At 72.6% G+C, this 18,862-nt stretch carries 15 protein-coding genes; 8 read left to right on the top strand and 7 right to left on the bottom strand.

Features of this window, described 5'->3' with window-relative positions; all coding sequences use genetic code 11:
- The first annotated feature begins 236 nt into the window (after positions 1–236).
- On the top strand, positions 237–1,640 hold the full coding sequence (locus C3486_RS06200; RefSeq protein WP_103831653.1) for a sensor histidine kinase: 1,404 nt from the start codon (positions 237–239) through the stop codon (positions 1,638–1,640).
- Positions 1,637–2,293 (top strand): response regulator transcription factor, encoded by a 657-nt coding sequence (locus C3486_RS06195; RefSeq protein ID WP_103831568.1) that lies wholly within the window; start codon positions 1,637–1,639, stop codon positions 2,291–2,293. The genes C3486_RS06200 and C3486_RS06195 overlap by 4 nt, the downstream gene beginning before the upstream one ends.
- A gap of 166 nt (positions 2,294–2,459) precedes the next feature.
- Here the strand turns inward: C3486_RS06195 and C3486_RS06190 are convergent, their stop codons facing one another.
- Positions 2,460–4,097, bottom strand: a complete 1,638-nt coding sequence (locus tag C3486_RS06190; protein WP_103831567.1) for an ABC transporter permease — start codon at positions 4,095–4,097, stop codon at positions 2,460–2,462.
- On the bottom strand, positions 4,094–5,104 hold the full coding sequence (locus C3486_RS06185) for an ABC transporter ATP-binding protein (RefSeq protein WP_103831566.1): 1,011 nt from the start codon (positions 5,102–5,104) through the stop codon (positions 4,094–4,096). The genes C3486_RS06190 and C3486_RS06185 overlap by 4 nt, the downstream gene beginning before the upstream one ends.
- A 120-nt stretch (positions 5,105–5,224) precedes the next feature.
- Here C3486_RS06185 and C3486_RS06180 point away from each other — a divergent pair, with 120 nt between their 5' ends.
- Positions 5,225–5,755 carry a GbsR/MarR family transcriptional regulator gene (locus C3486_RS06180; protein ID WP_103831565.1) on the top strand — a complete coding sequence of 177 codons (531 nt, stop codon included), beginning with the start codon at positions 5,225–5,227 and terminating at the stop codon, positions 5,753–5,755.
- Positions 5,756–5,908: 153 nt separating this feature from the next.
- Here the strand turns inward: C3486_RS06180 and C3486_RS06175 are convergent, their stop codons facing one another.
- The gene (locus C3486_RS06175; protein ID WP_103831564.1) at positions 5,909–6,862 is read right to left on the bottom strand and encodes a hypothetical protein; all 954 of its coding nucleotides are present in this window, start codon (positions 6,860–6,862) and stop codon (positions 5,909–5,911) included.
- Positions 6,863–7,161: 299 nt separating this feature from the next.
- Between C3486_RS06175 and C3486_RS06170 the strand changes: the two genes are divergently transcribed.
- Positions 7,162–8,448 (top strand): adenylosuccinate synthase, encoded by a 1,287-nt coding sequence (locus tag C3486_RS06170; protein WP_103831563.1) that lies wholly within the window; start codon positions 7,162–7,164, stop codon positions 8,446–8,448.
- An 88-nt stretch (positions 8,449–8,536) separates the two neighbouring features.
- On the opposite strand, the gene C3486_RS06165 is transcribed toward C3486_RS06170, so the two are convergent.
- Positions 8,537–10,609 carry a serine/threonine-protein kinase gene (locus tag C3486_RS06165; protein ID WP_103831562.1) on the bottom strand — a complete coding sequence of 691 codons (2,073 nt, stop codon included), beginning with the start codon at positions 10,607–10,609 and terminating at the stop codon, positions 8,537–8,539.
- A 146-nt stretch (positions 10,610–10,755) separates the two neighbouring features.
- Entirely contained in the window at positions 10,756–11,754 is a 999-nt protein-coding gene (locus C3486_RS06160) for a phosphatidylinositol-specific phospholipase C (protein WP_181138460.1), read from the bottom strand.
- Between the two features lie 382 nt (positions 11,755–12,136).
- Here C3486_RS06160 and C3486_RS06155 point away from each other — a divergent pair, with 382 nt between their 5' ends.
- Positions 12,137–12,877 carry a DUF4956 domain-containing protein gene (locus C3486_RS06155; RefSeq protein ID WP_103831560.1) on the top strand — a complete coding sequence of 247 codons (741 nt, stop codon included), beginning with the start codon at positions 12,137–12,139 and terminating at the stop codon, positions 12,875–12,877.
- On the top strand, positions 12,874–13,680 hold the full coding sequence (locus C3486_RS06150; RefSeq protein ID WP_103831559.1) for a polyphosphate polymerase domain-containing protein: 807 nt from the start codon (positions 12,874–12,876) through the stop codon (positions 13,678–13,680). Before C3486_RS06155 ends, C3486_RS06150 begins: the two co-directional genes overlap by 4 nt.
- A 148-nt stretch (positions 13,681–13,828) precedes the next feature.
- On the opposite strand, the gene C3486_RS06145 is transcribed toward C3486_RS06150, so the two are convergent.
- The gene (locus tag C3486_RS06145; protein ID WP_103831558.1) at positions 13,829–15,292 is read right to left on the bottom strand and encodes a HAMP domain-containing sensor histidine kinase; all 1,464 of its coding nucleotides are present in this window, start codon (positions 15,290–15,292) and stop codon (positions 13,829–13,831) included.
- A gap of 5 nt (positions 15,293–15,297) precedes the next feature.
- Positions 15,298–16,104: a response regulator transcription factor gene (locus C3486_RS06140; RefSeq protein WP_103831557.1), complete on the bottom strand. Its 807-nt coding sequence runs from the start codon at positions 16,102–16,104 to the stop codon at positions 15,298–15,300.
- Between the two features lie 380 nt (positions 16,105–16,484).
- Between C3486_RS06140 and C3486_RS06135 the strand changes: the two genes are divergently transcribed.
- Together C3486_RS06135 and C3486_RS06130 are read left to right on the top strand one after the other, a co-directional pair.
- Positions 16,485–17,021, top strand: coding sequence for a hypothetical protein (locus tag C3486_RS06135; protein ID WP_146074968.1), 537 nt, complete (start codon positions 16,485–16,487; stop codon positions 17,019–17,021).
- A gap of 394 nt (positions 17,022–17,415) precedes the next feature.
- Positions 17,416–18,774 carry an aspartate aminotransferase family protein gene (locus C3486_RS06130; RefSeq protein WP_103831555.1) on the top strand — a complete coding sequence of 453 codons (1,359 nt, stop codon included), beginning with the start codon at positions 17,416–17,418 and terminating at the stop codon, positions 18,772–18,774.
- Positions 18,775–18,862: the final 88 nt, after the last annotated feature.

Genomic DNA, 18,862 nt, shown 5'->3' with positions numbered 1-18,862 from the left:
GGATTGTGTGGTCTGTGAGGCCGTGCGCCGCCTGCGCCGCGTGCGGCTGTGCGCCCCAGCTCGGGGGCCGCGTAGTACTTGAGACGGACCCCCACAGATCCCCACTGGGCCGGACGCCGCCGGCCGCCCCCGTACCTACCGTGGTGAGCGTGAACGAGACTCCTCAGTTTGTGGACGGCACACGCCGGAAACCGGGCGATGCCGCGTACGCCCCCGACGGCCGGCGCTCCGAGGCCATGCTGGTGAGCGGCGTGCTGGAGGCCGCGCGCCGGGACCTGTTCGCCCGGCCCTTCGCCTTCCGGCCGCTGGCCCCGCTGGACCGTGCGCGAGTGGCGGGCTGGGCGCCCTGGCTGCCGCCCCGCCCGGCCGGATACCTGCGCTGGCTCCCGCACGCCCTCGTCCTCGGTTACGCCTTCGTCCTGCTGATGTTCGGCATCCAGGTGGCCACGGTCGGACCGCCGCCGGCCGTGCTGGTCTTCGCGGTGCTGGTCGCGGGCCCGCCGGCGATGACGCTGGTCCGTCCGGTGGGGGCGTTCTGGGTCTCGCTGCTGGCCATGTGCGTCGGGGCGCTGGGCGACGGGGGCAGTGGCGCCTGGATCTTCTCCTTCATGGGGCACCTCGCGACGATGACCCTGGTCGTCCTGCGTACCCGGCCCCGTACGGCGCTGGAGATGTGGGCGGTGACGTTCGTCGTGCTCATGCCCGGCACCATGATCTTCGGCAGTGACGGCTGGATGCTGCCGCGGGCGGCGGTGGCGAGCGCGGTCGTACTGCTGGCGGCCGCGGCCGTGCGCGCCTGGCGCGAGGAGCGGCAGCAGGTCGAGGAGACCCGTACGGTCACCGCGGTGGAGCGGTCGCGGCGCACCACGCTGGAGGAGCGCGCGACCATCGCCCGCGAGCTGCACGATGTCGTCGCCCACCACATGTCGGTGATCGCCATCCAGGCGGAGGCCGCGCCGTACCGGGTCAAGGACACGCCTCCCGAGCTGGCCACCGCCTTCTCGACGATCCGCGAGAACGCCGTCGCCGCCCTCACCGAACTGCGGCGCATCCTGGGCGTCGTACGCTCCGAGGACCCGGACGCCTTCGCCGGTCCCGAGGCGCCGCAGCCCACCCTCGCCGACCTGGACGCGCTGCTGGAGAGCGTGCGCGGGGCGGGGCTCAGCGTCACCTCGGTGGTCACCGGCGCGGTACGGCCGCTGCCCCAGGGCGTGGAGCTGTCGGCGTACCGGATCGTGCAGGAGGCGCTGAGCAACGCGCTGCGGCACGCGCCGGGCGCTGAGGCCCGGGTGGAGGTCGCCTACGTACTCGGCGGCCTCGGCCTCCGTATCGTCAACGGCCCGGCGAACCGCCTGGCCAAGCCGTCCCCCGGCGCCGGCCACGGCGTCCTCGGCATGCGGGAACGCGTCGGCATGCTCAACGGCGACATGACCAACGGCCCCACCCCGGACGGCGGTTACGAGGTAGCCGTCTTCCTCCCGGCACCCTCCCTCCCGAACCCGTCGGACGCGGCCGCAGCGCGGGAAACGCCCGCCACTCCTTCATCCCCTGTCGTTCAGCCGTCCGGCGCCGCGGACCATACGGACCCCACCGTCTCGCTGCGCAAGCCGGGCACTTCGCCGGAGAGGCCACAGGAATGATCAGAGTCCTGATCGTCGACGACCAGGTGATGGTCCGTGAGGGCTTCTCCGTCCTCCTCAATGCGATGCCGGACATCGAGGTCGTCGGCGAGGCCGTGAACGGCCGCGACGCGGTCGACCAGGTCGCCGCCCTGCGCCCGGACGTCGTCCTGATGGACATCCGCATGCCGGAGGTCAACGGCCTCGACGCCACCCGCGAGATCGTCGCCGCCGACGCGGACGCCAAGGTGCTCGTCCTGACCACGTTCGACCTGGATGAGTACGTCTACCAAGCGCTCCGCGCGGGAGCCAGCGGCTTCCTCCTCAAGGACGCCTCGGCCGGCCAACTCGCCGAGGGAGTACGGATCGTGGCGTCCGGCGAAGCGCTCCTCGCGCCGACCGTCACCAAACGGCTGATCTCGGAGTTCTCCCGGCTGGGTGCGCCCCGTCCACCGGCCCAGGAGCGCGTCGGTGATCTCACGGAGCGGGAGACGGAGGTCCTGGTGCTGGTCGCGCAGGGCCTCTCGAACGGTGAGATCGCCGCCCATCTCGTCGTCGCCGAATCCACGATCAAGACCCATGTGAGCCGCATGCTGGTGAAGCTCGGTCTTCGCGACCGCACCCAGGCCGCCGTCTTCGCCTACGAAACGGGCCTTGTCACACCGGGCGCGTGAGAGACGGCCGGGCGAGGACCAGGGGACGGGCCAGGGCCCGGGGACCCGGGCCGACACCCCGTGACGATATCCACACCCTGTGGATATCGCTGTGGGGTCTCCGCTTCGGGCCGGCTTCCGGGGACAGCCTCCGGTCCGCACGTCATCCCACACGCCACCCCGCTCGTCACCCCATGTCCCGGCGCCTCACCCCCGTCAGGCCGGCGGCCGTGCTCACGGCGGCTATCAGCAGGAGCCACAGGAAGGGTGCCGCCGTCACGTCACCGCCGGGCAGCTTCGGCAGGTGGCTGAACGGGGAGAGGTCCATCGCCCACTGCGGCAGGTCGAGTGCCGGGCCTATCCAGCCGAGGGCCAGGGACACCCCGACCAGCCCCCAGGCCGCCGTGGTCAGCCTCGGGAACGCGCCGAAGAGGAGCGTCGTGAGGCCGGTCAGCACCCACACCGCCGGCAACTGTGCCAGTGCCGCGCCCACCAGGGACCCGAAGCGTCCGCCCACGTCACCTACGGCACTCCCGTATCCGATCGCCAGGCCCACCCCGCCGGCGGCCAGTACGACACCGGTGCCGAGGAAGGCGATGACCAGGTGGCTCGCCGCCCAGCGCAGCCGGCCGACCGCGCAGGCCAGGACCGGTTCGGCCCGGTCGCCGGTCTCCTCGGCGCGCAGCCGCAGCACCGCGCCCGTGGCGTAGACCGCCGCGACCATTCCGAGCATGCCGGCCATGGTGGCCAGGAACGTGTCGGTCAGCGCCTGGGCGCCGCCCATGCGTTCCAGGATGCGGCGGGTCTGCGCGTTGTCACCGACCATGTCGGAGGCGCCGTCGGCGATGCCGCCGAACACCCCGCCGGCCACCGCGAATCCGAGGGCCCAGCCCAGCAGCGTCGTGCGCTGCAGCCGCCAGGCGAGGCCGAACGCGCCGTTCAGCGAAGCGGGTGCGCGGGCAGGTCCCGGCCGTGCGGGCAGGAAGCTCATCCCGACGTCCCGCCGCGCGGTCAGTGCGTATGCCGCGCAAGCCGTCACGGCGGTGCCGGCGGCGAACAGCAGGAGCACCCACCAGCGTTCACCGGCGTACGCCCGCAGATGCTGCGCCCAGCCGATCGGCGATATCCAGGTCAGCGGCGAGGAGCCATCGGCGGTCGCCGCGTCACCCGCGGCCCGCAGCACGAACGCGACTCCCACGACCGCACCCGTCAGCCCCTTGGCGAATCGCGCGCTCTCGGTGAGCTGCGCGGCGATGGCGGCGACGCCCGCGAAGAACATCCCGCATCCGCCGACGGCCAGCCCCAGGGCCAACGAACCCGCCACCGGCCGGCCAGACGTGGCGAGCCCGGCGGCGATGACGAGCGTCAGCGCGGCATTGGCCAGGAGCGCGGTCAACAGGGCCGCGCTGATCGGGGCGCGCCGGCCGACCATGGCCGCCGACAACAGCTCCTGACGGCCCGTCTCCTCTTCTTCCCTCGTGTGCCGTATGACGATGAGGAGGCTCATCACGGCGGCGAGCACCGCTCCGAAGCCGGCCATCCGCCAGGCGACCAGCCCGCCGATCGAGTCGCCGAACACCGGGCCGTACAGCGCGCGCATCGAGGCGTTGGCATTCATCGACCGGCCCAGTTCGGCGCGCTTGGCCGCGGTGTCGTAGAGCGCTTCGAAGGAACCGCCGAGGCCGGCCATCGTCAGGCCGAGCAGCAGCACCCACAGGGGAATCATCAGCCGGTCGCGGCGCAGCGCCAGGCGCAGCAGGGTGCCGGTCCCCGCCAGGGTGCGGGCCCCGCTGCGCACCGCGGGCGCGGCGGCGAGGGCAGTCATCGCGAGCTCACCCCTTCGTCGGCGGAGGAGTCGGCGGCGGAGGGCTCAGCGGTGGGGGACTTGGCGGCAGCCGTGTCGTGGGCGTCGTGCGCCTCGCCCGTACGCAGGTCGTCCTGGTAGTGCCGCAGGAACAGCTCCTCCAGGGTGGGCGGTGTGCTCGTCAGGCTGCGTACGCCGGACGCGGTGAGGGCGCGCAGCACCGCGTCGAGCTTGTCGGTGTCCACCTGGAGCCGGACCCGTCTGCCGTGTACGTCGAGGTCGTGCACGCCGGGGAGACGGGACAGCCCGTCGGGCGGGCCGGCCAGCTCGGCGGAGACCGAGGTGCGGGTGAGATGCCGGAGGTCGGCGAGGGAACCGCTCTCCACGGTCCGGCCCTTGCGGATGATGCTGACCCGGTCGCACAACGCCTCGACCTCGGACAGGAGGTGACTGGAGAGCAGGACCGTGCGCCCGGCGTCCCGCGCCTCCAGGACGCACTCCTGGAAGACCTCTTCCATCAGCGGGTCGAGGCCGGAGGTCGGCTCGTCGAGGATCAGCAGGTCGACGTCGGAGGCGAACGCGGCGACCAGGGCGACCTTCTGCCGGTTCCCCTTGGAGTACGTGCGCCCCTTCTTGGTGGGGTCCAGCTCGAAGCGCTCCAGCAGCCGCTCCCGGCGGGCGCCGTCCAGCCCGCCGCGGAGCCGTCCGTAGAGGTCTATGACCTCGCCGCCGGAGAGGTTCCGCCAGAGGGTGACGTCGCCCGGCACGTACGCGATGCGGCGGTGCAGCTCGACGGCGTCGTGCCAGGGGTCCTTGCCCAGCAGGCGGGCGGCTCCGCGGTCGGCGCGCAGCAGGCCCAGCAGGACGCGGATGGTGGTGGACTTCCCGGCGCCGTTGGGACCGAGGAAGCCGTGGACCTCGCCGGGGGAGACGGTGAGGTCGAGGCCGTCGAGCGCGCGGGTGCGCCCGAACGACTTGTGGAGACCGGCGACGTGGACCGCCGCTGCCGGGTCGAGTGCTGTGGTCATGGTTTTGAACGTACGCTACTTTCACAAATTTGTGAAGTTAAGGAAGCGTATAAAATTGAGGACGCGCGAGGGAGCCGGATCACGTACGTCGATCGCCGGGGTACGGGAGAGGATGAGCAGATGAGCGAGGAGCAGCGGGTGACAAGGCGGGACGACGAGGCGGTCGCCCAGTTCGTGGAGCGCTTCGCCGCGCAGCTCACGGACGCCGGGATGCAGCGGATGCCCGCGCGGGTGTTCTCCTGCCTGCTCGCCTCGGAGTCCGGCGTGCTCACCTCGGCCGAGATCAGTGAGCGGCTGCGCATCAGCCCCGCCGCGGTCTCCGGCGCGATCCGTTACCTCTCGCAGGTCGGCATGGTCGGCCGGGAGCGCGAGCCCGGCACGCGGCGCGACCGGTACCGCGTGCACAACGAGCAGTGGCACGAGGCCCTGACCCGCAAGGACAACAGCATGACCCGGCTGGAGGCGGCCCTGCGCGAGGGCGTGGAGAGCCTCGGAGAGGGCACACCGGCCGGCCGCCGGGTCGGCGAGACGCTCGCGTTCTTCGAGTTCATGCAGAAGGAGATGAGCGTGATGATGGAGCGCTGGGTCAAGTACCGCGACGAGCTGCGCGCCCAGCAGGAGAGCGAAGGCCAGGACCGGCTCGCGCGGTGAGCTCGCGCGCCCGCGCCCGAGCCGCTGACCGCGCCGGCGGACCGGTGCGCGGCCCGTCTCACGGACGTGAGAAGCGTCACCCCCGCCGCGACGCCTCCCGGCGAGACCCCGTCCGCCACGGCGCCATCCAGTGCGATGCCTCTCCCTGCGTCGTCACCGCCGGGGCAGCGTCAGCCGCCACGCGGACGGCTGCACCGTCCACGTACGCGTCCTGACCGGCCCGCCGATCACCGCGTCCGCCCGGTAACGGAAGTCCGGCCCGGACACCGTCACGGCCCGCGCCCGTACCCGTACCGGCGCCTCGTCCGCGTGCCACTGCACGACCACCTCGGCCAGCCCTTCCGGCTCCTGCGAGGGGCACTCTGCCCCGGCGCCCGGCGCCACGCCGTGCGCCGCCGTGCACCCCACGGGCGCCACCGACACCCGGTGCACCGGCCGGTCCAGATCCGCCAGCACCACGCCGTCCGCCTCCACCCGCAGCCGCGGCAGCATGCGCTCGCCCCGCCGGCCGCGGCCCGTACCGCCGCCCGGAACGGGCGCGGTGAGCAGCGACAGCGCCGCCCGCGCCGTCCGGGCCGCCGGGGTCCACCAGGGCCGCTGCGCGGGCACCACGGGCTCCTCAGCGGCCGCGGGCGCGGGCCCGGCGGGCTGCTCCGTCAGGTCGCCGCCCGGGATGCGCAGCCCGCCGAGCACGATGCCGTCGCTGTCGTCGGAGAGCAGGTCGAGGGCGCGTTCCTGACCGTCCAGGACGGCACGCGCGGCGGACACGGTGTCCGTGGGGACGCCCAGCGCACGGCAGAGCGCGGTACCGCCCGGCGCGCCGACGGGCACCAGGGACAGCGCCACCCGGGACAGCTCGCGCTCCTTGTGGAGCAGCTCGACGGTGCGCACGAGGGCGCGGTCGTCGCCGATCACCACGGGGCGGCGTTGCCCCCTTCGGGCGAGCACCCGGGCGAATTCGCCGGGGTCGTCCGGGAAGCAGATCTTCGTGGTCGCGGCCGCGCACAGGACGTCCTTGGCGATGCGTACGGACTCGCCGTCCACACGGCGGGCGACCGGGTCGATGACCACGAGCAGGGAGCGCCCGGCAAGGTCTGGAGCCGACACCTCGGTCCTTCCTAGGGCTTGCGTTCTCTCGGCGAACGGACTCGGACGGGACGGGGGCAAAACGGTCGTCGCGGCCGCCGCGGGCCCCCGTGCCCCGGCGGTGGCCGGGCGCCCCGGGACTGTCCTGTTCGTCGCCCGAGAGAAATGTTGGGTAATCTCTCGGTGCAAGAGCCCCTGTCGTTGTTGCGCCAGGGGCTTCGTCTATCCGGGGCACCGGTTCGACGGCTCGCGCGGCGGCTGCACCAGGCAGTGAGCCGCTCGCACGTTGGACATGCCCCGCCCGGAAGGGGTGTACGCCTGTGCCCGCACTTGTGCTGCTCGGTGCTCAGTGGGGTGACGAGGGCAAGGGAAAGGCCACCGACCTGCTCGGTGGGTCCGTCGACTATGTAGTGCGCTACCAGGGCGGCAACAATGCCGGCCACACGGTCGTCGTGGGCGACCAGAAGTACGCATTGCACCTGCTCCCTTCCGGGATCCTCTCGCCGGGGTGCACCCCGGTCATCGGCAACGGCGTCGTCGTCGACCCGGCGGTCCTGCTCTCCGAGCTGAGCGGACTGAACGAGCGCGGCGTCGACACGTCCAAGCTGCTGATCAGCGGTAACGCGCACCTGATCACGCCGTACAACATCACCGTCGACAAGGTGACGGAGCGCTTCCTGGGCAAGCGCAAGATCGGCACCACGGGCCGCGGCATCGGCCCGACCTACGCCGACAAGATCAACCGCACCGGCATCCGGGTGCAGGACCTGTTCGACGAGTCGATCCTGCTCCAGAAGGTGGAGGCGGCCCTCGACTTCAAGAACCAGGTGCTCGCCAAGCTCTACAACCACCGCGCGGTGGTCGCCGAGCAGGTCGTCGAGGAGCTGCTCGGCTACGCGGACCAGATCAAGGGCTACGTCGCCGACACCACGCTGATCCTCAACAACGCCATCGACGAGGGCAAGGTCGTCCTCTTCGAAGGCGGCCAGGGCACCCTCCTGGACGTCGACCACGGCACGTACCCCTTCGTGACCTCGTCGAACCCGACCGCGGGCGGTGCCTGCACCGGTGCCGGCGTCGGCCCGACGAAGATCAACCGGGTCATCGGCATCCTCAAGGCGTACACCACGCGCGTCGGCGCCGGCCCGTTCCCGACCGAGCTGTTCGACAAGGACGGCGAGGCGCTGCGCACCATTGGCGGCGAGCGGGGCGTGACCACCGGCCGCGACCGCCGCTGCGGCTGGTTCGACGCGGTCATCGCGCGCTACGCGACCCGCGTCAACGGCCTCACCGACTTCTTCCTGACCAAGCTCGACGTGCTGACCGGCTGGGAGCAGATCCCGGTCTGCGTCGCCTACGAGGTCGACGGCAAGCGGGTCGAGGAGCTGCCGCACAACCAGAGCGACTTCCACCACGCGAAGCCGGTCTACGAGATGCTGCCGGGCTGGTCCGAGGACATCACCAAGGCCAAGACCTTCGCCGAGCTCCCGAAGAACGCCCAGGCGTACGTCAAGGCGCTGGAGGACATGTCGGGCGCCCCGATCTCCGCCATCGGCGTCGGCCCCGGCCGCGACGAGACGATCCAGATCAACTCGTTCCTGGACTGATGCACCCGGAGGGGGCCCGCGCCCCCTCCGCAGGCCGCACGCCCCTCCGTGGGCGCACGCCCTCACGAGCGACATCCAGCAGCCGCGTTCACTGCACCTTCGTGTAGGCACGCGGCTGCTTGTCGTCGCCCCGGAACGTCCGCACGAGGGTGCCGTCGCCCGCGATCCTGAAGAAGGACGAACTGCTGGCGGCGCACCCGGGGGCGCGGCGCTCCACCACGGAGGGCCCGACGGACAGCTTCCCGTCGGCCGAGTAGAAGTCCGCGCGGGCCGTGCAGTGCCCGCCGCTGCCCCGTACGTCGATCCGCACGGCGGGACTGCCCACAGGGGTCCGCTCGATCGTCAGCACCTGCGTGCCGATCCCGTCGGCGTTCGGGCGCTGCCAGGTACCCAGGTACTCCTTCGGCACCACCTCGTGGCTCGCGGGGCGCAGCGTCGCCGTGCGGCCCGCCGCGCTCCACACGAGGGTGCCGTGCGGACCGCGCTTCAGGACGTGCTCGCCCAGCGCCGAACAGCGCCCCTCGGGCGCGGACCCCACCACCGTGGTGTCCAGCCGCATCCCGCCCGCGTCCGAGACGGAGACCAGTTTCCCGTCGCTCTTGCACTCGTACGTGGCGCCGAGGCTGATGCTGTTGGCGACCACCTCGCCGACCGACCCGTGCGAGATCACGAACCGCCGCTGCTGTCCCGTGGGCACCCCGTCCCGCTGCACGTCGCCGGTCCAGGTACCGACGTAGGCCGCCGGAATGTCGGAACCGCCGTCGCTCTCCCCGCTCCCGCCCAGCGCGGGCACCGTGAACAACGCCACACCGGCGGCTGCGGCCACCACGGCGACGGCACCGAGCGCGAGGGGCCAGCGCCGCCTCCTGGGCGCCGGTACGGCGCTCCCCGAGCCGTACGGGGCGGCACCGGACGGACCGCCCGAGCCGTGCGCCCCCTCGTGGCCGTGCGGCCCCTGCGCCCCTTCGGAGCCGTACGGGCCGGACGCCTCGCGTCCCCCCGCCTGCCCCGCAACGGAGCCCGACCCGGCCGGCAGGACAGTCGTGCGGGACGCCGCCCCTTCAGGAAGGGCAGCGCCCGCTGCCTCCGAGGGACCCTCACCCGCTGCCCCCAAGGGAGCACCGCCGGCCGTCTCCGGAGGAGCAGCGGCGACCGTCTCCGAGGAGGAAGCGGCGGCCGTCCCCGAGGAGCCGGCGGCAGCCGTCACCGTCGTACGCCCCGGACGTGCCGGCTGCCCCGAAGGGGGCGTGTCCGTGTCCAGCAGCCGTACGGCGTGCTGCCCCAGCTGGGCGACCAGCTGGGCCGGCAGCCACGGCGAGCTCGCTCCGCCGCTGCTCACCGGCCCGATCTCCGAGACGAGGTCCTCCGGTGCCGGCCGCTCCTCCGGGTCCTTCGCCAGACAGCGGCCGATCAGCTCCCGCAGGTGCTTCGGTACGGCGTCCAGGTCGGGCGCGGATTCGGCCACGCGGAACATCACCGCGTGCACGCCCGACTCCGGCGCGCCGAACGGCATCCGCCCGGACGCCGCGTACGCGAGTACCGAGCCCAGGCAGAAGACGTCGCTGGCGGGCGTGACGCGGTCGCCGCGCACCTGTTCGGGCGACATGAAGCTCGGCGAGCCGACGACCATGCCGACCTGCGTCTGGGTGTGCTCGCTCACCGCGTCCAGCGCCCGCGCGATGCCGAAGTCGATGACGCGCGGGCCGTCGATGGTCAGCAGCACGTTGGACGGCTTCAGGTCGCGGTGCACCAGGCCGGCACCGTGGATGTCGAGCAGCGCGCAGGACAGCCCGTAGGCGAGCCGCCTGACGCCGTACTCCGGGAGCGCCCCGTACGTGCCGTCCACGACCTCGCTGAGCGCCGGGCCCGCGATGTACCCGGTCGCCACCCACGGGATGTCCGCGTCGGTGTCGGCGTCCAGGACGGGCGCGGTCCACCGGCCGCCCACCCGTCGCGCCGCCGCCACCTCGGCCCGGAACCGGTCCCGGAACTCGCGCTCGGCCGCCAGCTCCGCCCTGACCAGCTTCACGGCCACGGTCCGGCCGCCTTCGGAGCGGGCCAGGTAGACGCGGCCCATGCCGCCGGTGCCCAGCCGGCCGAGGAGGCGGTAGGCGCCGATCGCCCTCGGGTCCTCGTCGGTCAGTCCCTTGAGGCTGTCCATGCCCGGCACCCTCCCCGTTCGCTCTGCTGTTGCTGACGCGTCCTGTGCCGTTACGGATGCGTCAGCCGAGCCTAGGCGGCCGGGGATCGCGCGGGGGCGGCCGGGGCGTCACGAGGCGGGAACGATCGGGCGGGGGAGCGCGTTGGTCAGGCAGCCGTGCTCGGGGGGAAGTTGCGGGCGATGAGCGATTCGACGGCAGGGGGGTGGAATTCGGGGAAATCCATGATCACGACGCCGAGGTGGACGCCGGGCTGCCGGTGGCCGTCGAGGTAGTCCAGGACGGCGGGCATGACCGCGTCGGCGAGGTGCTTGGGCCAGCGGAAGCCATTGGCCGCGTCAGGAGCGAGGCTGGTGAAGTTCAGGTAGAGCCGGCCGGAGTCCTGATGGGCCGTCGCGGCGTCGAAGTGGCGCAGGATGTCCTGCCGCTTGGTGTCGACGGACGTCGCGTAGTGGTCCTGCAGTTCGAACCACTCGTTGGAGAAGGTGCCGTTGTCGCCCGCGGGCCAGGCGGGAGCGTTCAGCCCGGAGGCGAACTGGGTGATCAGCACGACCTTGCCGCGGGCCGCGCCGAGCACCGGAAGCGTGGACCCGAGGTGGAACAGGTCGCCGTATCCCTTGGCCCCCAGGTACTCACCGAACTTGTCGCTGAGCTGGGCGTCGGTGAGCCCGTGCTCGTTCTTGACGCGCATCAGCACGGTCTCGCCGGGTGAGGCGCGCAGGAAGTCGCGGCACTGGTCGAGGACGGTGTTGAACGTGATGTCCTGGTAGTACGACCCGTGGTAGATGCCGAGTTCACCGGGCACGTCCGGGGGCGGCGTACCGCAGCGGATGTCGAAGAACCGTATGCCGCGCCGCAGTTGCTCAGGTATGCCCATGTTCTGGGTGTGCGACCACTCCGTGCCGTTCAACGGGTCGGTGGCGCAGGTGTCGTGCGTACCGGGGACGGTCAGCCGGGTCAGCGGCACATCGTCCGGCAGTGCGGCCATCCACCGGGCGGGATCGGCCGCCGCGGCCCCTGCTGCCGAGCGGCCGGCCGCCGGGGCGGCGGAGGCGGTGAGCGCGCGTGCGGGCGCCCCGGAGCCCAGCAGGGCGGTGGCGGAGCCGGCCACGGCCGCGGCGACGAATCCTCGACGGCTGACGGGCATGCGGTCCCCCTCCAGTGGCATGCGGCGCGGCGGCCTTCGCACCGGCGCGCGCCGGGACGGAGGGCTGCGTGTGGTGACAGGAGAGTAGCGGCAGCGACAGGGGTGACGGGCGGGACTGAGGAAACAGGTGTGACGAGAGCCCGTGTTGACCGCTCGGCACCGGACTGGCGAAGCACCTGGAACAGACATCCCTGATGACTGGATGGCGCCCGCCGTCGTGCCCCGCGTTCCTTAACGCCCGTGAGGGGCGCCCTTAACCCGCCGGTTCCTACGTTCTTTCCCGTGCCTCCCGCCGTGCGGCCGCCCGCCGCGCCACGGGAGCGAATCGCAGGGGACGTGGCCGCCGGACGGACCGGCCACCCGTGACCGGACGAGGAAAGCGATGACTACTCTCGGACAGCTGGCCGCCCATCTGGGCCTCGACCTGGCCGCGGTGTGCGTGCTGACGTTCGCCGTCTACTACCCGCGGCACCGGCGCCGCGACCTGGTACCGGCCTACCTCGCCCTCAACGTCGCGCTGTTCTCGGTCGTCGCGGCGCTCGCGGAAGTCAACGGCAGCGGCGGCACGGCACTCGCGTTCGGCCTGTTCGGCGTGCTGTCGATCATCCGGCTGCGCTCGGACTCCATCCAGCACGAAGAGGTCGCGTACTACTTCACGACCCTCGTCCTCGGCCTGCTGTGCGGGCTGCCGCAGCTGGAACTGGGCTTCGCCGCGGTCTTCACCGTCCTGCTGCTCTTCGTCATCTGGTGCGCCGACCACCCCGCGCTGCTGGCCCGCAGCCGCCGCACGGTCGTCACGCTCGACACCGTCCACGATGATCCGGCCGGCCTCCGCGCCGACCTCGCCCGCCGAGTGGGCGAGCCGCTCAACTGGACCGTCAAACAGGTCGACTTCGTCCGGGACGTGACGGTCGTCGACGTCCGCTACCGCGAGAGGGAACGTTCCGCCACCCTCACTCGTACGCCTCACAAGGGGCCTGAACACCAGCCGGCCGGGGAACCGGCACCTCAGTACCGCGCCGACCGCTCGCCCCGCGTACCCGACCACGGCACCACCACCGGCCACCGCACCACCGACCTCCCCTCCGGACGTATGACCAACGCCTCGAAGGAGACCGTGTGAACCCCGCCGTCCGCGCCATCGCCCGCGCCGCGCTGGCCGCCCATCCCGTCACCCTCGCCGAGGTCCAGGCCCGCGCCGAGCTGCTCGCGCGCCACGACAACAGCTACCTCGTGCCGATCGAGACCTTCGCCGACTTCGCGGCCCGGCTGACCGACCCGAAACGCCCCGGCGGGCCGTTCAAGTCGCTGTGCATCAACGGCCGCCGCTGGTTCCGGTACAACTCCCTCTACTACGACACCCCCGACCTGCGGGCCTTCCACGACCACCGGCAGGGACGCCGGCTCCGCTACAAGATCCGGGAGCGGCTGTACGAGGACACCGGGGAGCGACAGTTCGAGATCAAGCTCAAGAGCGGGCGCGGTGAAACGGTCAAGTACCGGCAGCCGATGCTGCCCGGCACCACCGGCCTGGACCAGGCACCCCGCGACTTCCTCTCCTCCGTGCTGCGCCGCTCCTACGACCTCGCGGCCCCCACCGACCTCGCCACCTCGCTCGTCACCGACTACCAGCGGGCGACCTTCGTGGCCGACGGGCAGCGCATCACCTGTGACGCGGGCATGGTCTGCCACGACCCGCGCACGAACCGCTCCGTCCGCGCCGACGGCGGCCTGGTGCTCGTCGAGTCCAAGACCGACGGGCGGCTGACCGAAGCCGACCGGCTGCTGCACGGTTATGGCATCCGCCCGGCCGAGTTCACGAAGTACTGCGGCGCGCTCTCCGCCCTCCGCCCCGACCTCACCGCGAACGCCTGGCGCCGCGCGACGCGCCGGGTCTTCACGTCCCCGGAGCCGCACGCGGCCTGAGGGGGCTGCGTCGGGGCGACCGGGCGCAGCGGTGGGCGGCGGTCGGTGGGCGAGTAGGCGGCGTAGGGGCTGACGAACGGGCTCGTAGGAACGGGCGAGCGGGATTGAAGGGCTGGCGAGCGGGCTCCGGGGGAGGCGCAGCCGGGGTCTACGCCGTCGGACCGCCCAGGTGGGCCTCCACACGGGCGCCCCGGCCGGTCCCGCCGCCCTCGCCGGTCTCGCCGCCATCGGGGGCCCTGCCGGTCTCGTCGCCGTCGGGGCCCCCGGGCGGTCCGCTCGCGGTGGTCAGCACCGTGTGTCCGCCGGATTCCTCCGCGACACGGCGCACGATGTCCAGGCCGAGCCCGGTGGAGCCGCCACCGCTCTTGCCCCGCTGCGGGACGTGCCCCTCGGGGAAGCCCGGCCCCTCGTCCTCGATGACCAGCAGCCCGCCCCCACCGGTACGGCCGCCCGCGGCCTCACCGCTCCGCCCGCGCCCGGCGGCGGACACGTACAGCCGCATCCCCGCGCCCTCCGGCGTGTGGTCGAAGACATTGCCGATGAGTGCGTCGACCGCCGCCGCGAGCTCCGTTTCGTCCGCCCGTACCGCGACCGGCGCGTCCGGGGCGTGAAAGTCCAGCGTGCGCCCCTGGTCCTCGGCCAGCGGACGCCAGAAATCCGCCCGCTCACGGGCCACCGCGACCAGATCGGCGACCGGCGCGCCCGCCCCACCACGGGAGCCGTCACGCGCACCGCCGTACCCGGCGGCATCCCGCAGCGGCTTGCGCGCCGTACGGATGACCTCGTCCACGCTGCGCTCCAGGGCGGCCACGTCCGCGGCGATCCGCTCCGCCTCCGCCGGATCGCGCAGCCCCTCGGCATCCAGGCGCAGCGCGGCCACCGGAGTACGGAGGCGATGCGCCAGGTCCGCCGCGTTCTCCCGCTCGGCCGTCAGGAACCCCTCGATACGGCCCGCCAGGTGGTTGAGCTCCCGGGCCACCAGACGCAGCTCCGGCGGCCCGTCCGGCTCCGCACGGGCGGTCAGATCGCCGGCCGCCAGCCGGTCGGCCACCTTCGCCAGCCGCCGCGTCGAGCCGACCAGCCGCGCCCCCAGCCGGTCGGCGACCAGCAGCCCCAGCAGCACGAGCCCGACACCGAGCCCGGCGAACGCCAGCCAGGACGGCAGCGTCCCCTCGTAGAGCTGCTGATCGGTCAGCGCCACATGGACGACGGCCGTGCCACCCGAGGCACCCTGCACGGGGACCAGCACGGTCCGGCCGCCCTCGGGGGGCGCGTACGCGAACGCACGCCCGTAACGCGCCAGGCGCACGGCATCCGTCACCCGCGCCGGCGGGCCCAGCACGGTCCCGTCACCGAGGATCACCGACGTACGCGGCAGATCCGCACCGTTGGCCGCCGTCACGAGCGAGGCGGCCGTCGCCCGGCTGTCCCCGGAACCGGGGTGGGCCAGCGCGGTACCGATACCCGCGGCCAGCGACTGCGCCCGGGAAGTGGCGTCCGCGGTGGCCCGGTCCGCGGCATGACTACGGGTGAGAATGGCCAGCGGCACCAGGAGAGCCGCGAGGACGAGGGCGGTCGTCAGGGCCGTGACCAGCAGAATCCGAAGACGCATGGGTCTTACTCCGGCCGTCGCGAAGAGCCGCCGCCGCTGTGGTCGCCGCTGCCGCCGGCCCGGCCGATCGCACCGCCGTCACGGCCGCCCACGCCGCCCTCGCGACTTCTCCCGTCAGTGCGCGCCTCGCCGCCCTCCGGAGAGGCGAGCTTCACGCCCACGGTGCGCACGGTGTGCAGATACCGGGGCTTCTGGGCCGTCTCCCCGAGCTTCCGGCGCAACCACGACAGATGGACGTCCACCGTCTTGTCCGCGCCGCCGAGCGGCTGCTGCCACACCTCCGCGAGCAGTTCCCGGCGCGACACCACCTGACCGGCACGGCGCGCGAGATAGGCGAGCAGATCGAACTCCCGGGGCGTGAGATCCAGCGGCGCGCCGTCCAGTGCGACCTCGCGCGCCGCCGTGTCCAGAACCAGGCCGCCCACCCGGAGCGGCGCCTCCGGCTCCGCCGTACCCAGCCGCCGCAGCACCGCCTTGACCCGGGCGTCGAGCTGCGCCGCGCCGAACGGCTTGACGATGTAGTCGTCCGCGCCGGCGTCGAGCACCGCGACCATGTCGCCCTCCTCGTCGCGCGCGGTGGCCACGATGATCGGTACGTCGCTGACCGCCCGCAGCATCCGCAGCACCTGCGCGCCGTCCACGTCGGGGAGGCCGAGGTCCAGTACGACGAGGTCGGGCCGGTCGGTCACGGCGGCGTCGAGACCGGACATCCCGGTCGCGGCGGTGGCCACGGCATGACCGCGGTCCCGCAGCGCCCGCACGAGCGCACTGCGCAATTGAGGGTCGTCCTCGACGACGAGCAGGTGGGACATGACCGCCACGGTAACCAGCGATGATCGCCGCCGGGCGGTCGGTCGCAGGCTTTGGGGCCGCCTTAACCGGACGTTAGGGAACGGTGCGCGAATCTGGATCGTGCCTGGTCCGATGGGCCCCCTACCGACGCCGTGAGCTTTCCGGGGAACTTTCCGCGAGCGGTGACGGGCGCTGTGGACAACCGCCTCACCCGGACGATTCCGGCCACCGGCACATCCACCCTGTGGAAAACCGCTCCGAGCCCCACCGACCAGGCAGAGTGAAGAAACACCGAGGCCGACACGGCAGGCAACCGCCGAGGCCGGCGAGGCAGCGGCGAAGACAGCGAACCGCAGGGACGGGGAAGGAGGAACGCGCGATGAAGTGGCGAGGCGCGGTCGTGACCGCAGTATGGGTCTGCGCGTTCGCGGGAGCGGGCGGGCTGGGCGCATGGTCGCTGGCCAACACCGACATGGGGCAGCGGAACAGCCGGGCCGAGCCGCTGGACGACGACGGGGTACGCCAGAAACTCGCGGCCGCCCGTACGTCCGCCCAACCGGGCGGCCGTCCCTCCGGCTCCACCACACCGGACCCGAGCGGATCCGGCAGGCCCTCCGACGGCGCCTCACCGGCGCCCGGCGAGACGGCCCCCTCCGGCTCGGCCGCCACTGTGGACACCGTCACGGTCACCGGCGGCAGCACCACCGCCGAATGCCGGCCCGACGGCCGGGTGTACCTCACCGTCTGGAGCCCGGCCTCGGGCTATCACATGGACACCGTGAAGCGGGGCCCGTCCGACGTCGCGACGATCGAGTTCGAACCGCTGGACGACGGCGACGACCGTACGTACGCGATCCGCTGCACCGACGGCCACCCGAAGGCGATACCGGTGGCGGACCACGACAGCGATGAGGATGACGACGACGATGACGACTGAGTTGAGGTGAGGTCTGCCGCCGGGGCGAGGGCTGGAGCGCCAGGACGGCCGGGAGGGGCGGACGACCTGGGCTCGGTGAGCTGGGTGTGGTCGGAAGGGCGCTCCCGCGGTCCGTACACCAGGTCGATCGACAACCTGTCAGAGCGCGTGATGACTCCCATACAGACTGTCGGTGTCACCACCCGCCCGGTGATCCTTAGGCTGGAGAGCGTCCGCCGCCCCAGGTGCCCGCGTTCGCGCAGCACAGCGCCCCGCAGTACGGCGTCTCCGCTGCGCGGTTTTCCTGCCGTACAGCCTCCTGCCGTGCAGGGAAAGCGCAGGTACAGCGTTTGCGCAGTGCAGCGTTTCCGCGTCCCGATGTCCTGGCGGCCCAGAGCGATCCGAGGTAGTGACCGTGACCACGACGCAACCAGACCCCGCCGCCGGCGCCGCCGTAAAGGCCGCCGACCGCGCCCACGTCTTCCACTCCTGGTCGGCGCAGGGCCTGATAGACCCGCTGCCGATCGCGGGTGCCGAGGGCTCGTACATGTGGGACTACGACGGCAACCGCTACCTCGACTTCACCTCGCAGCTGGTCAACACCAACATCGGCCACCAGCACCCGAAGGTCGTCGCCGCGATCCAGGAGCAGGCCGGCAAGCTGTGCACGCTGGCGCCGGGGTTCGCCGTGGACGTGCGGTCCGAGGCCGCGCGGCTGATCGCCGAGCGCACGCCCGGCGACCTGGACAAGATCTTCTTCACCAACGGCGGCGCCGAGGCCGTGGAGAACGCCGTACGCATGGCCCGGCTGCACACCGGCCGGTCCAAGGTGCTCTCCACGTACCGGTCGTACCACGGTGCCACCGCCGCCGCGATCAACCTCACGGGTGACCCCCGGCGCTGGCCCTCGGACACCGCGTCGGCCGGCGTGGTGCACTTCTGGGGCCCGTTCCTGTACCGCTCGCCCTTCCACGCGGAGAACGAGCAGCAGGAGTGCGAGCGCGCGCTGCGCCACCTCGAGGACACCATCGCCTTCGAGGGCCCGCAGTCCATCGCCGCGATCATCCTGGAGACCATTCCGGGCACCGCCGGGATCATGGTCCCGCCGCCCGGCTACCTCGCCGGCGTGCGCGAGATCTGCGACCGGTACGGCATCGTCTTCATCCTGGACGAGGTCATGGCGGGCTTCGGGCGTACGGGCCGCTGGTTCGCGCTGGACCACTTCGACGTGGTGCCGGACCTGATGACCTTCGCCAAGGGCGTGAACAGCGGGTACGTCCCGCTGGGCGGCGTCGCGATCTCCGCGGAGATCGCCGCGACCTTCGACAAGCGCCCGTACCCGGGCGGTCTGACGTACTCCGGCCACCCGCTGGCCTGTGCTTCCGCGGTCGCGACGATCAACGCGATGGCGGAGGAGCGGATCGTGGAGAACGCGGCGGAGATCGGCGAGAAGGTCATCGGTCCCGCGCTGCGGGAGATCGCCGAGCGGCACCCCTCGGTGGGCGAGGTGCGCGGCATGGGCGTCTTCTGGGCGCTCGAGCTGGTCCGGAACCGTGAGACGCACGAGCCGCTGGTGCCGTACAACGCGTCGGGCGCGGACAACGCCCCGATGGCGCAGTTCGCGGCGGCGTGCAAGGAGCGGGGCCTGTGGCCGTTCCTGAACATGAACCGTACGCATGTCGTCCCGCCGTGCACGATCACCGAGACGGAGGCGAAGGAGGGCCTGGCCGCGCTGGACGAGGCCCTGACGACGGCGGACGCCCACACGGTCTGACGTACCGCGGCGCAGCCGGCCCGGAGGCGGGCCGCCCACCGGCCACCTTCCGGGCCGGAGGCGGCCCGCCTCTGCCGTTTCGGTCGGG

The sequence above is a fragment of the Streptomyces sp. Ru73 genome (assembly GCF_002920575.1).
GTDB lineage: Bacteria > Actinomycetota > Actinomycetes > Streptomycetales > Streptomycetaceae > Streptomyces.
The sequence above is the reverse complement of the archived record's forward strand: the minus strand, read 5'-3'. Positions and strand labels throughout refer to the sequence as shown.

Excerpts from the sequence above, each read along its gene's own strand:
- C3486_RS06200 (WP_103831653.1), top strand. The coding sequence starts at position 237 with ATGCTGGTGAGCGGCGTGCTGGAGGCCGCGCGCCGGGACCTGTTCGCC.
- C3486_RS06195 (WP_103831568.1), top strand. The coding sequence starts at position 1,637 with ATGATCAGAGTCCTGATCGTCGACGACCAGGTGATGGTCCGTGAGGGC.
- C3486_RS06190 (WP_103831567.1), bottom strand. The coding sequence starts at position 4,097 with ATGACTGCCCTCGCCGCCGCGCCCGCGGTGCGCAGCGGGGCCCGCACC.
- C3486_RS06185 (WP_103831566.1), bottom strand. The coding sequence starts at position 5,104 with ATGACCACAGCACTCGACCCGGCAGCGGCGGTCCACGTCGCCGGTCTC.
- C3486_RS06180 (WP_103831565.1), top strand. The coding sequence starts at position 5,225 with ATGAGCGAGGAGCAGCGGGTGACAAGGCGGGACGACGAGGCGGTCGCC.
- C3486_RS06165 (WP_103831562.1), bottom strand. The coding sequence starts at position 10,609 with ATGGACAGCCTCAAGGGACTGACCGACGAGGACCCGAGGGCGATCGGC.
- C3486_RS06160 (WP_181138460.1), bottom strand. The coding sequence starts at position 11,754 with ATGCCCGTCAGCCGTCGAGGATTCGTCGCCGCGGCCGTGGCCGGCTCC.
- C3486_RS06155 (WP_103831560.1), top strand. The coding sequence starts at position 12,137 with ATGACTACTCTCGGACAGCTGGCCGCCCATCTGGGCCTCGACCTGGCC.
- C3486_RS06145 (WP_103831558.1), bottom strand. The coding sequence starts at position 15,292 with ATGCGTCTTCGGATTCTGCTGGTCACGGCCCTGACGACCGCCCTCGTC.
- C3486_RS06140 (WP_103831557.1), bottom strand. The coding sequence starts at position 16,104 with ATGTCCCACCTGCTCGTCGTCGAGGACGACCCTCAATTGCGCAGTGCG.